A 14,233-nucleotide genomic window follows, 5' to 3' on the forward strand; every position below is an offset into this window, starting at 1 on the left:
GACCGCCGAAGGACACGCCGACCAGGCCAAGGGCAACGCCCGCCAGGCCAAGGAAGACGTCAAGGACACCCTCCGCCACCGCTGAACCGCACACCCCGCCGCCGGCCCTGGCTCGCGGCTCAGCTGGGCCCCGACTCCCTCCCCCTGGGTCGGGGCCCAGCCACGTTCCCGCCCACCCCACTGGACCTCCTCGTCGCTGGGCCAAGGCCAAGCGGGCTGCCCGTGCAATGGTCCTCCTCGCCCCCCGCATGAGCGGTACGCACACCTCCGGCTTCGGGCACCCACCGGGGAGCCTGAGAGGGTCGGGGCGGTGGCTACTCGCTGCTGGGCCCGCGCCGGCGATCAGGGCGCCGTGCTCCTCGGCTCCACCGTCGCCGACCTCGCTGCGGCGAACGGCGTACGACCGCGTCCGCGTCACCGGGCGAGCCGCAGGCGCGTGCGATCACCGGCCGGGGCTGCCTATACCCACGCCCCCCAGGGCGGTCACAGTGCCCATCGCGACGATGCCGACGTCGCGCTGCGAGCAGTAGGAGTACGCCGAGTCGTATCAACTCGGGACGGCAGCTCCGGGGACAGCGTGCCCTCGATCTCGACGGTTGAAAGCACGCTGTCCAGCCGTTGTGGCCAGCTAGCGGGTCTGGATCCAGAGAATCACCAAGCTGACTGCCGATACTCCGAGCTGCTGACTGGCGCCACGAAGGAAGTAGTCGTGGGCACCCTGTCCAGACAGGTTGAGACGTGTACGCAGGCTGCGAAGCGCGCTGATGGCCCAGTGGTCTACCGGTCCATTGTTGCCCTTGCTGCCGCACTTGTTACTCTGCATGCAGGTCTTCCTTTCGTCTTCTGAGGACGTGCTGGGATACCGCGCAGGGAGCCCTCCCGACCTGCCCGTCGGGGATGAAGGGCTCCTTCTGTGCGTGTGGGCAAATTTATCCGAGGATTGCGGCCTCCTCGATTCTGCTGCCGCAAGCACAGCGTTTGCGGACCGGTTTCGGGAACAGATTTACGTCCCTTCGGTCCTCATCGGAACGCGTAGGAACAAAACGAGACGTCACGAGACGCCAGAAGGTGAGATGGCCCACATTTTTCATTAGCACAGCGCTGATCACCTCTCTCGCGGGCCAAGTCGAGCCGTCGACCGTCCCGGCGGGGGTGGTCGCCCCCGGTGCGGCGGGAAGCTACATGACGGCCAGAAGATCCGCTAGCAGCCCGGTCGGAAGCCAGACCCGACATTAGATGCTGGTGCAGAGGGATCGCCGCGCACCCCGCGTAAACGCGCCACAGCGCCCGAAACGGTTGCCCAACGTGCGCCGTGCACTGACCAATGAGTTACGGATCGAGGGATGCTGCACCCGACTCCGCACCACCTGCCAGTGCTGCACCCAGGGCCTGGACACCGATCGGAAGAGGTGCTGCGCCATCGACGAGTGCTGCCAGAAGCAGCTGTCCGCTTTGACCGTGACCTACGTGCACTCGGTGCTCAAGTCGGCACTGGAACACGCCGTCCGCGAAGACGAGCTGCCCCGAAACGTCAAGACCACCACGCACCAGCCCAGGCGCTTCCGTCCGCTCACCGCGACCGAAGCCCGTCAGTTCCTCGACGTTGCCCGCGCCGACCGGCTCCACGCGCTGTACGAACTCGCCCTACGTACTGGACTCCGCAAGGGCGAACTCCTCGGCCTCCGGTGGGAGGACCTCGACCTCAACGTAGGCACCGCCACCATCTGCCACTCGCTCCAGCGCACCCGCACCAGCGGCCTCACCCACCTGCCCACCAAGACCCGGGCATCCGAACGCCGCATCGCGCTCCCGACCGAATGCATCCACTCCCTCAAGGAGCACAAACAGCAGCAGGACACGGAGCGCGAGACCGCAGGGTCAGCCTGGCAGGACACTGGCCTCGTCTTCACCACCCCGGCCGGCAGGCCTCTCGACCCCGCCAACCTCACGCGCCGCTTCCGCAGCTTCCTCGACCGCGCCGGGCTCCGGCGTATCCGATTCCACGACCTCCGCCACTCGACTGCCACGCTGCTCTTGGAGCAAGGTGTCGACCTCGTCGTGATCAAGGAACTCCTCGGACACGCGCATATCGGCGTCACCGCCGGCGTCTACGCCCACGTAAGGCTTCGCCTCCAACGCCAAGCCATCGACACTCTCAACGGCGCCCTCAGCGGAGACAGCGACACCCCTGACAGCCCACCCGGCGCTACCGTTGTCTTCTGACGTTGCCGTCACCGTTGCCGTCAAGCAGCACAAAGGCCCCACCGGAATGCTCCGGTGGGGCCTCTGGCATCTGACGGGCCCCGCTCTCCGCGAAGCCGCGCGTCGAGACTGGTCAGATTCTATCGTCGCTTGTCATTGACTGGATTCGGTGAACTCGTCTAGCCGCTCATAGATTTCATCTACCGCGGCCTCCTCCAATTCCCCCACTGTCCAATCATTTGCTGCCATGTGATTAAGGAACTCGGCGGGGAGCTTCACGTGATACTGCCTCACATAGTACGCCAGGCTGCTCGGCCACACCCAGGCACCATCTGTCCGAATTGAGTACTGGCAGATTCTCTTGGCACTCACATCCAGTAGATCATCAACCCACTGGCTTGCGGCGACAATAACCTCCCCTTGCTCTAGATAGCGCGCTGCCAACGCCTCCCAGGGGTGCTCGACAGAGGTCGCCGCAATGGAGACTTCCTCAGCAGATCCATAGAATCCTGCACGTCTCACGATGCCCTCTCCTGTCATCTGCCCCCTCCGGGAAGGAAGCTCGCCCATTCGCCATGGAAGTGGGATCGACCAAGCGCTGCACCCTCACGACCAATGCTGATCCTACCGTTGGGGCGTACGTACAAGTAGCCGGTGGGTGCCAGGACCTCCACGCCGAGTTTATTGGCAAGATCCTGCGCGAAGGTTCCTCGAGACGCACCAGTCTGGCAGGAGCAGAGCCTAATTGGACCGCCGGCGTAGTTCGGATCACTCTTTATCAGGCCTGCGAGCACCCGGTGGTTAATTAGACCGGATCCGCCTTCCGCAGCATTGAAGCTGGGGGCGACCCCATCCGGGGAACCATGGATCCAAACGTCGTGATATCCCTCAGCGCGCTCGACTTTCGGTATAAACCCGTTCAGCTGGTCTTCTGCCGAAAGAAGGTTGGTTGAGCAATTGTGAACCAGGACCGGCGTAGCCCCCGCCAGCACATAGTACGCGTGGATGTCCTCGATGGTGAGGTCATGCGTGCGTTGCCACTTTGTGTGATGGTCGAGTTCTGCGATCTCAACCAGCGTGCCTGCACTGGTGCGGAGCCATTGACCAGCGCTGAGACTGCCAGCCGGGACCCATTCCCTTAGCGCGGGGACCCAGAAGGGGTGGGTGGTGGTGGCAACAATGATTGAAAGTTTCTTACCCGTTGCGAGGGTGATCTCGGTGAAGTCTTTGTCGTCCTCGGTCTTGATGGTTTCGAGGACCTTCTTTTCCGCGTTCTTGCCCGTGTCGACATCGGTCGTGACGACGGTGTCCCCGGCCTCGACTTCCTCGATTTTCTTTCGAGCGCCGTCGGCCATGAGAACTTCGGTGCCCGGCAGGAAGGAGTGGCACGGTCCCTTTGCCGCCGCTTTCGCGGCTCCCTTAGCGGCGCCAACCCCCATAAACATAATGCTGGCCGCGTCGCCCAGGAACTCACCATCTTCATACCCTGGGTCATTGGTATCCACGCCAAGCTTTTGCACGGTGCTGTCGTAGAAGTCCGTCGGAGAGCCCGGAAGCAGCGATATGGGGGACGCCGACCAGTACGCGGCGAAGGAGCGTCCGATTCCCGGGATGGTGTTCCAATTGAGCACAAGCTTGCGGGGTGTCAGATCGACAACGGTTCCCCAGTTCACGCCACCTTCCTGCTTGAAGAGGCGCTGTCCATTCCATTCCTGGTAGGCAGAGAATTTCCACCCAGATCCTGTAGGCTGCCAGGTTTCGTGATAGTTGACCGACATCTCGTTGCCGCCGTCCGGGTTGCATGTGCTGGAGTTTCCTCCGCAAATGCCATCGGGGCGAAGACCGGTGGGGTCACTCTTCGAGACCGGATTGCCGTTGGCGTAGGTGTACCCGTTCATCTGGAGCGGGTCGGTGAGGTCGATGAGGGGGTCGGCGGAGATGAAGCGGCCGGTGTTCTGGTCGTATTCGCGGGCGCCGATGTGGGTGAGGCCGGTGGTGGTGTCGTCGATGCCGACGCCGAGGTAGCTGCGCTTGTTGGGCCAGCTGGCGGGTTTGGGGCCGCGGGTTTCGCCGTAGGGCTTGAGGGCTCGGCGGGTGATGGTTTGGCCGTCGGTGGCTGCGACGGTGGTGTGGGCGGTGCCGAGGTGGTCGGTGAGGAGGACGTGAACGCCGGTGGTGTTGTCGGTGCGGATGACGGTGGGTGTGCCGGGCTGGGTGTAGGCGCGGGTGGCCCGGGTGATGAGGCCGACGGTGTCGGTGGTGAGTTCGGTTTCGCCGAGGTAGAGGGTGCTGCCGGTGGGTGAGTTTTCGAGGATGCGGTTGCCGTTGGCGTCGTAGACGTAGGTGGTCTTGGTGGTGCCTACGGTGTTCGACTCGAGCTTGTGCTCGGGTGTCCACTGGAGCGTCTGTTCCGGGGTGCCGGGTGTGCCGCCGGGCAGGTCGCGGGTCTTGGTGGTGCCTGTGGGGTTGTAGGTGTAGGCGCTGTTCTTGCCCGCGGTGGTGGAGGTGGCTGAGGTGAGGGTGTGGGGCTGGGTGGTGCTGTGGTTGTAGGTGTAGGCGACGTCCTTGGAGGTGTCGCCGGTCGGGTCGTGCTCGGTCATCTTGGCGCGGTTGCCGATCCAGTCGTATGTGAAGGACTGGCGGTAAGCGGCCTGACCGGTGACGGCGCCGGTGAGTGTTGTGGTGGGGGTGCCCGTGTTGGTGGCGACGGTGCCGGCCGCGGGTGCGGCGTTCGACAGGCCGGCCGGTTCGGTGTTCGCGGCGTTGGAGGCGTCGGCGACGGGGCCGCTGGAGGGTGCGCCGGTGCTGTTGTAGCCCCAGGTGGTTCCTGATGCGGCTTTGCAGCCGGTGCCGGTTCCGTTGGGCTTGATGTTCGAGGTCCAGGCGTTGACCAGTTCACCCATGGTGTCGTAGGTGAAGCACTGGTTGTCCCAGGTGGTGCTGGTGTTGGTCACCGCGTCCTGGCGTGCGCTGGCGGTGATCATGCCGGCGGCGTCGTAGGCGTAGCCGGTGTCGGAGATGCGGTGGGGGCCGGCCGTTTCGCGGTCGGTGACGGTGCGCGTCAGGCGGCCGGTGTGTTCGTCGATTGAGTTGGTCGTCCAGATGCGGTAGGGCTGTGCGCTGGAGACCGAGCGGAGGACTTCGCCGTAGGGGGAGTAGGTGACGTCGGAGGTGTACCAGGCCTTGCCGGAGGTGGATTCGGGTAGGCCGTCTTCGTTGTAGCGGGTGATGACCTTCTCGGCCGGCAGGCCGCCCTTGGCGGGCAGGGTGACGGAGAGCGGCTTTCCGGTGGGGGTGTAGGTGTAGTCGTAGGCGTAGGTGCCGGACAGGCCGGTCGTCATCGCATTGGCGGGGATGGTGACCTGGCGGCCGGTGGGGCGGTACTCGGTGTCGTAGCCGGTGATCTTGGTGGTGTAGTCGCCGGTGGTGGTGTGGCGCTTGGACTCCGAGGCCAGGCCGAGGGCTCCGGCCGGGTCGTAGGTGTACGCCTTGACCGGGTCCTGCAGCTTGGATCCTTCGTGAACGGCGGTGATGCGGCCGAGTACGTCGTAGGTGGTGTAGGTGGTCTGGCCGAGGGCGTCGGTGACGATGGTGGGGCGGTCGGCGTTGTCGTACTGGGTCTGGGTGATGCCGGTGTCGGGGTCCTTGGCCGAGGTGACGCGGCCGCGGGTGTCGTGGAGGTAGGTCCAGGTGTTGCCGGCCGGGTCGGTGACGCCCGCACGGTTGCCGCGCTTGTCGTAGCTGTACTTGGTCGAGCGGTACGCGCCGGGTCCGGTGTGGTGCCTGAGCTCGGTGACGCGGCCCAGGGCGTCGGTGACCGTGGTGGTCGTGGGGATGGTGGAGCCTGCGGGGTCGACGGCGGTGGTGGTGTCGCCGTAGGTGGTGGTGGTCCAGGCGCGGCGGGTCTGTCCGTGGTAGGGGATCTGCCTGACGGGGCGTTCCATGCCGTCGTAGACGGTCTTGACCCGGCTTTTGACTAGAGTGGCTGATTTGACCTTGAACAGGTCGGTGACGGGTTCGCCCTTGACGAGGTAACCGCTGGTCTGTTCGGCGACCAGGCCGTGATCGTCGTAGGAGGTGTCGGTGACGATGCGTCCGGGGCCGTGGGCTTCGGACTGGGTCTGGACCTGGCGCATCAGGCCGTCGTAGAGCGTGACCTGGCGGCCGTAGCTGCCGTCGTCCTTGAGGGTCATGACGGTGACGGCTGCGGGACTGGTCTTGCCGTCGGCGGCGACGTTCGCGGTCTGGTAGGCGATCTCGACGCTGGGGGTCTGGGTTCCGGCGGACCGGGAGGCGGACCATCCCCTGATGAGCCGGCCGAGGGCGTCGTACTGGGTGCGGGTGACGCGCCCGTTGGGGTCGGTGACCGTCAGGGGCAGGGCGCGGCCGGGGTCGAGGGTCGTGCTGGTGGCGTGGTTCTTGGCGTTGAACGTCTTGACCACGGTGACCGGGCCCCCTGTCGCCGGGGTGTACTCGGTCCTGGTCTCGCCGGATCCGGGTGTGGTGACGCTGGTGACGCGGCCGAGATCGTCGTAGTTGGTGCTGGTGGTGATGGAGTGAGTGCTGCCGGTGCCGTCGATGCCGTCGACTTCGGTCACTAGGCCATTGGTGGGGGTGGCGCCGTGGTCGAGGTGGTCGTAGCGGCTCTGGACCGAGCCCTTGAGTTCGGTGGCGGTGTCGGCGCCGGCGTGATCGGCGCAGGTGGTGGCGGTGGTGCGGACGGTGCTGGGCAGTCCGATCAGCCACACGGCGGTGTTGTGGACGTAGGACGTCTTGGTGCAGGTCTGCTCGGAGAGTGTCTCTGTGTTGCCGTTGCGGGTGACGACGGCGGTCTCGACGGCAGTGGGCAGTCCGTAGGTCTCGTCGCGGTCGAGGGTCGCGGTCCGGACGCCCCGCCAGTTCGCGCCGTCGGCCTGGATGCTGTCCGTCTGCTTGACGCCCGTGCGGTAGGCACGCAGGGCGGGCAGGTCCGTGCCGTCCTCTGCCTGCCGGGCACGTGAGGCGGTCTCGAAGGACGTGTCGGGGAAGGTTCGGGTCCGGCTCTTGAAGACGGGCTTCGTCGCCGGGTCGTTGTCGAAGTAGGTCCTGGCGGTGTCGGAGTTGAGGAAGGTGATGGTTTCGGCGGTCATGCCGGCGTACTGGGGGGCGTCGTCGGCGAGGAGCACGGTGCCGTCGACGGAGTCCTTGACCTCGCCGCCGACTCCCTGGAAGTAGAGCGTGGTGGATTGTGACTGGGAGGGGGGCGCGTGGGGCGGGTCGCCCGGTTTGGGGGCTGTCGTGGGAGGTGTGGTCTTGGGGCCCTTGGTGACAGTGACGCGGCGGTAGCCGCGCCAGTCGCTGTAGGTGCGCAAGGCAGGGCGGAGGAATTCGTCGTCGCTCTTGGCCCATGCCGGGCCCGAGTAGTCGTAGGTGGTCTTGACGGGCTTGCCGAAGATGTTGGCGATCTTGTCTGTCTCGGTGACCGAGTAGACGACGTATCTGTTGAACCATGCCTTGGCGGGGGTCTTCTCCTCGCCGTCAGGGGACCAGTGGACGGGGTAGCAGGCGCTGTTGGCCTGTTCGTTGTCGGTGGCGGGCTGGTACTGGCAGCCGCCGATGTATTCGACTTCGATGTCGGCGCCTGCTTCGGTGGCGATGGTGCCGATGCGGGGCCGGGTGAAGCCGGGACGCTTGTCCTTGGCGTCTCTGGAGACGAGGTTGGGAAGCTGCTTGTCGAGCAGGTACTTACGGAGGGTTTCGTGCGACCGCTTCCCCACGGTGTAGTGGTCGAAGCTCACGCCGTCCTTGGACTGCAGGGTCCCGGTGGCGTCACCGGGGGCGAAGCCCCGGCGGGTGATCGAGTTGAGCCAGAGGCCGGGGGCGGTGTCGTACCAGTCTTCGGGGAATGAGTGGTTGAGGGTGTAGGTGTCGACCTGGCCGAGACCGGTCTGGCCAGCGCGGGCGGCGTTGGTGGTGACGGTCTTGAGGCGGAGCTGGGTCCAGAAGGACGGGAAGGCCGGGCAGAGCTTGGAACCCGAAGCGCAGTTGAGGCTGCCGGGCGTGTCCCACCAGGGCCGGTAGGAGGTGGGGTTGCCGGGCTTGAAGTTGCCCGGTTCACAGCCGGTGGTCTTCAGGCAGCGCTGGTCGGTGCCGAACACGACCGTGGCGGAAGGCTTGGTCAAGTCAGCAGCGCGCAGACCGTACTCAATGCTGACAGGGTAGGCGGCGCGCTCGTACTGCTCGGGGAGGACTCCGTCGCGCTTGCCGCGGACGGCGTAGTAGTTCGACTCCTGCTTCCAGTTGACGATCATGACGTTGCCGTGGACGTCTTCGACCTTGTCCAGGCCCCAGCGCCATGCCTGCTGCTTTCCGGTACCGCAGCGGGAGGAGGCGAAGGCGGTGGCGTGGCACGGTTCGCCCGGGTGGTTACCGAAGGCGGGGACGGTGGAGACGGAGTTGCTGTCGGCGTGACCGCCGCCCACCCTGTTCAGGCCGAAGTGGTACTTGGTGCCGTCGGTGGTGGTCACCCTCCAGTGCTCGCCGTTGTCGTCACCGTTCGTGCCGGCGGTGACGAGCCGCTCGATACGGGTGCCGTCATCCTTCAGCGGGCGGTAGCTCTCGGTGTCGGCCTCGGGGTCACTGCCGGTCTCGGGGTCGCGGACGAGTTCGGTGGTGCTGCCGCCGAGGGACATGACCGCGTTGTACGAGACCCAGCACAGGTCGCTGCTGGTCTTGTCGGCCTTGGCGGTGTTGTTGGGGGTGCCGGCGGTGAGCTTGTGGGTGTCGTCCTTGCAGGAGCGGTAGCGGCGTTCGATGAAGCCGGGGTTGTAGTCCCATCCTTCGCCGATCCACGATGCCTGGGGGGATGAGACGGCGGTCTTGCCGTCGACGGCCTGTGAGTTGTAGGAGAGCGTGACGTTCGGGGCGGGGCCGGCCGGGGCGGGCGGTATCACCATCGGGTAGGAGTAGGTGAACGCGCCGGAGGAGCCGCCCGCGGACCACTTGCCGCTTGCGGCCAGCGGTGTGGCCTTGAAGGAGCCACCCGGGCCTGCGCCGGAGTCGACGGCGCCGATGACGGCCTTGTCGCCGCCTGCGGCGGTGGGGGTGACGGTTGTGTAGGCGGCCTGCATGACCACCGGACCGGACGCGGCGCCGGGTGCTGTGGCGGTGGCGGGAGTGACGGTGCCGTCGGCGGCGGTGTCGACCGTGGCCGTCACGGTGTTGGAGACAGGGTCGTTGACCGTCTCGAGCTCCTCGTACTCCTGGCACGCCGGCACGAGGGGCGTGGTGAGGTAGCACTCGGGGAACTGAACCAGCCGCAGGCGGGTGGCCCAGTCGGCGCCGTGAAGGTTCTCGAACGTGGAGTAGTTGATGCCCACGGAGAGAGGCACGGAGCCGGTCGTAGGGGCCTGGACGGTGACGAGGGAACCGACCTTGAGGGCTTCTTCGCCGGTCTGGCTGATTTCGCTGCCGCGGTCGACGACGCTGAACTGCCACGTGCCGGTCGGGGCGGGGTGACCGGCTGCCTGTCCGGCGAGGACGGGGATGTTCGGGATCTGTGTGAGGCCGCCTTCCTCCGTCGCCGCCGTCGCGGCGGCCGTGAAGGAGGCGGCGCTGACAGCGGCGGAGGCGGAGCCGAAGCTGAAGGACTCGGTATCGGCGGCCGGTGGCGTCGTCGTCCCGGCGGGTGCCTGCTGCTGGTCGGTGGGGACCTCGGCCTTGAGCGTCTTGAGGTCCTTCTCGAACGTCTCGCCCTCGACGGGCTTGTCGAGCTCGATCTCTTCGAGCTCGAGAGGCTCGGCCTCGATGGTCTCGCGCCCCGCCTCGACGTTCGCAGGGTCCGGTGGCATGGCCAGGGACTGGGCAGGCAGGAGACCCACCAGCAGGGCTGCGCCGAGCGCGGGTATGACGGTGCGTCGAACCCGGCGGCGGGCTTGGCGGTGACGAGCGAACAAGGCGAGGTCCCTCCGGACCACCTGGAGCGGAAGCCGGAAGGCGGGCCGCAGGTGATTGCACTTCAGATCCCGCAGATTCTGCGTGCAGTTCGTGAAGGATTTCCAGATGTGATGTGCCGGAGGTGAGTATTGTCACGGTACGTAGTCGACTGAATGCGACCGGATGGTCTGATTCTGAAGTTGAGGCACATTTCCGCAGGTCAAGGGCCAAGAACGACGATTATCCGCGATACACGCATCGCACGACGAAGTGACCGATTGCGGCGATCTTTCATCCCGTTTTCATGCGATCTCTCTCCGCGCGAGAGTCCTCTCGGCACCTGCACACGAGGTTCGCGGCCTCGCGGCCGCTGTCCACGGACGGAGGGGAGTGGCCCCGGCGTACATCAGCTGTGGGGTGACGCGCCGGGGTTGATGAGCCATCATCGGCTCGCCCAGCCATGCGCGCGGTCGTGATCCCCACCCGGAGTCCCCCCTTCCCTGACGTCATGGCCGGTTTCGTGGTTTCAGCCGGTGCCGTCAGAGCCCGGAATGCTGGGAAGAAGGGTCCTCACCCGATGAGACAGACATGGCAGCGGCCGACGGCACGGCGCGTGGGTGCCATGGTGGTCGCGGCCGCGCTCGCAGCGGGCGGCATCACCTACGCCGGCTTCCAGGCACGCTCCGGCGACCAGGCGCCGACTCTTCCGGCCGACAGCAAGGACGGCACGGGCAAGCCCGCGGAGCAGAAGGTGGGCGAGGCGTCGGCGGTATCCCTGGCCCGCAAGGCCGGCAAGCCCGTCGAAGTCACCGCGCTGCGGACCGCGCGCTCGACGACCTGGGCCCGCCCCGACGGGCTGATGACGAAGAAGCTGTACTCCTCCCCGGTCTGGGCCAAGGTCGGCGAAGAGTGGAAGAAGATCGACACGACGCTGAAGCGGACCGGCTCGGGCTGGGCGCCGGTGGCCACGAACACGAGGGTGGTGTTCTCCGGCGGCGGTCCTGGCGGCGCGGACCGGGCATCGCGCGGACGAGTGCACCGGGTCTCGCTCGTCAAGAGCCTGAAGGCGGAGGGCGACGCGGGCAGCCGTCTGGTCACCCTCACCGTCGGCGGCACGGCCGAGATCCCGGAGACGCACGAGATCCAGCTCACCTGGCCCGGGCCCGTCCCCACGCCGGTCATCGACGGCTCCCGCGCCCTGTACCCGGAGATCCTCCCTGGTGCCGACCTTGTCCTGACGGCCGAGGACGACGGCTTCGCCCAGCTTCTTGTCGTCAAGAACCGCCAGGCCGCGGCCGACCCGCGCGTCGCGCAGCTGTCCTACGGCCTCTCCTCCCCCTCTCTCACATTCCGGCTCGATTCGTCCTCCGGCATCGTCACGGCCGAGAACCTCGACGGGCAGGAGGTCGCGCTCTCGCCGACCCCGCTGATGTGGGACAGCAGCGGCGCGCCGGCCGTCACCGACGGCCAACTCGGCGCCTCCTCCCAGCCGACCGCCCCCGAGTCTCCCGAGACGCCGGCCGCCACCACCAGCGCCCCGCAACCGACCCCCAGCACCACCGAAGCACTCGCCGACGACAACGTCGATCCCGAGGCCGAAGTCCTGCCCACGGCCACGGACGAGGCCGCTCCCACGATCACCGACGCCCCGCTGCCACCCGTTCCCTCCGAGCCGACGCCCGCACCCTCCCAGACCGGTGACGCCACCACGCTGAGCCTGCCGCTGCTCAACGGCCCCTCCCCCGAGTCCCGGGGCGACATCGTCGAAGCCGAACTCGGCGACGGCACCTGGCTGCTCACCCCCAGCCAGGACTTCCTCAACGACCCGGCGACCGTCTACCCCGTCTTCATCGACCCCACCGTCAAGAAGCACACCCAGGACTGGACCACCGCCTACAGCCGCCACCCCAACGCCACGTTCTTCAACGGCAAGGACTTCAACAAGGGCGGCACCCACGAGGCCCGGGTCGGCTTCGAATCCGACACCTGGGGCACCTCCCGGTCGTACTTCAACATCGCCTACGACAAGAACCTCAAGGGCGCGAAGATCCAGAAGGCGACCCTGCGGATGCTGGAGACGTACTCCTGGTCCTGCAGCGCGCGAGCCATGTCCGTCCACGTCACCAGCCCCATCAACGGACGCACCAACTGGAAGAACGCACCACCCCTTACCGACTCCAACCTGGCCGCACCGGCCCGCAGCTTCGCCCACGGCTACAAGTCCCACTGCCGTGACGAGTACGAGACGTTCAACGTCCTGGGCGCCGCGCAGAAAGCCGCCGACCAGGGCAAGAGCATGATCACCTTCGGCATGCGGGCCAGGGACGAGAAGTCGCAGTACGCGTGGAAGAAATTCCAGGCAGACGGTGACAACGCCCCCTATCTGGAACTGACCTACAACCGGCCGCCCACCGCCCCCACCAACCTCGACCTCGGCCCCGACTTCAAATGCACCACCACGCCCCCGTACGTCAGGGTCGGAGCCGAGGCCATCACCTTCACCGCCCGGTCCACCGACAAGGACGGCAACCTCGACTACCTCGACTTCACCATGTGGCCCACCAACAAGTGGCACATCACCGGCGACATGCTCAAGTCGACCGGCACCGTGTCCGTGGGCGGCGACACCAGCGCGGCCCTGCGCACCACGCCAGGCTTCTCCACCAGCGGCCTGCTCAACAACACCATGTACTCGTGGTCGGTCCGCGCGATCGACGACGCCGGCGCCAGCTCGCCGTACGCGCCGGCCACACTGCCCTGCCGCTTCATCTTCGACAGCGCCGCCCCCCGCCCCCCAAGAGTCGGTTCCAACGACTTCCCCAACGCCGACAGCGGTGAGAACAGCTTCGGAAACGACCCCGAAGACGCCAACTGGTCCAAGCTGAAATTCGGCACCCCCGGCACCGTCTACTTCCGGGCCCTCGACAGCGACGTCATCCGGTACGAGTACGGCTTCAACACCAACAGCTATCCCGTCTCGCTGACCCGCGCCATCGGCACCCCCGTGACCACCTGGGCCACAGCCAGCAACGTCAAGCCCCCAGCCGCCGGACCCAACGTCCTGTACGTCAGAGCCGTCGACGGCGCGGGCCACGTCTCCGAACCCACGAAGTTCCTCTTCTACGTCACCCCCCGCGACCAGGCCGACGCCGCCGGCGACTTCACCGGCGACAGACTCCCCGACCTGCTCGCCCTCAACTCAGCCAGCAACCTGCGCCTCTACTCCTCACACGCCACCACGGACCTCTCCAAAGGCACCGGAGACGTCGACATCTCCATGTCCGCCGCCTATCGCGACAACCCCAACAAAGACCCCAACGGCGGGGACACAGAAGAAACATTCACCGCCCCGCTCTCCGGTCACTTCACCGGCGCACTCATCACCCACAACGGCGACTTCTACGGCGGCGACGGCCTCCAAGACCTCATCGCCCGCGTCGGCGACAAACTCTGGGTCTACCCCGGAGACGGCTACGGCGCCGTCAACATCACCAAACGCCGCGAAATCCTGCTCCCCAGCAACGCACCCGCACCCGCCACGCTCAGCCAGATCACGGCGACCGGCGATGTCACCGGAGACGGCCTCCCCGACGTGCTCGCCACCACGGGTGAGCAGCTATGGGCCTTCATCGGCTACACCGGGGCCGCTTTCACCGAAGCCCGGCTGCTCACCAGCACATCTTGGGCGAGCCGCGACCTCGTGAGCGTCGCCGACATCGGCGGAGACGGCATACCCGACCTCCTCTTCCGTGGCGAGGAAACCGGGCGCGGTCTGCTGCTGCGCCACGGCAAGCCCGCCACCGGAGGCGGCGTCGACCTCACATCACTGGCCGCAGCCGCCAACTCCAAGACCGGTAAGGACGAGGTCTACGGAACCGGCGGCTGGGCCGCAACCTCCGTGCCCATGATCATGGGAACCCCCGACGCCAACGGCGACACCATCCCCGACCTCTGGGCAATCAAAAGCGACGGAAAGCTCTACTTCTACCCCGGCGGCCGCACCGCCCACGGCACCCCCTTCACAGCCGGCGAAGGCGGCTGGACCGCCCTACGCGCCATCGGCTGACACATGGCCAGGGGCAGGACCCGCCACCACCGGCACACCCTGCCCCACGGT

3 protein-coding genes and 1 pseudogene are annotated in these 14,233 nt (G+C 66.7%); 2 read left to right on the forward strand and 2 right to left on the reverse strand.

Going from position 1 to position 14,233, the window contains the following annotated elements:
• Positions 1-1,353 precede the first annotated feature (1,353 nt).
• Positions 1,354-2,223: pseudogene (locus ACIP8Z_RS33290) on the forward strand (tyrosine-type recombinase/integrase); the annotation flags it as partial.
• 132 nt (positions 2,224-2,355) lie between these two features.
• Here the strand turns inward: ACIP8Z_RS33290 and ACIP8Z_RS33295 are convergent.
• Positions 2,356-2,742 (reverse strand): hypothetical protein, encoded by a 387-nt coding sequence (locus tag ACIP8Z_RS33295; RefSeq protein WP_402090069.1) that lies wholly within the window; start codon positions 2,740-2,742, stop codon positions 2,356-2,358.
• Positions 2,739-10,031: an RHS repeat-associated core domain-containing protein gene (locus tag ACIP8Z_RS33300; RefSeq protein ID WP_402090071.1), complete on the reverse strand. Its 7,293-nt coding sequence runs from the start codon at positions 10,029-10,031 to the stop codon at positions 2,739-2,741. The genes ACIP8Z_RS33295 and ACIP8Z_RS33300 overlap by 4 nt, the downstream gene beginning before the upstream one ends.
• A 662-nt stretch (positions 10,032-10,693) precedes the next feature.
• Here ACIP8Z_RS33300 and ACIP8Z_RS33305 point away from each other — a divergent pair.
• Positions 10,694-14,182, forward strand: a complete 3,489-nt coding sequence (locus ACIP8Z_RS33305; protein WP_402090073.1) for a DNRLRE domain-containing protein — start codon at positions 10,694-10,696, stop codon at positions 14,180-14,182.
• Positions 14,183-14,233: the final 51 nt, after the last annotated feature.

The sequence above is a fragment of the Streptomyces sp. NPDC088553 genome (assembly GCF_044752965.1).
GTDB lineage: Bacteria > Actinomycetota > Actinomycetes > Streptomycetales > Streptomycetaceae > Streptomyces.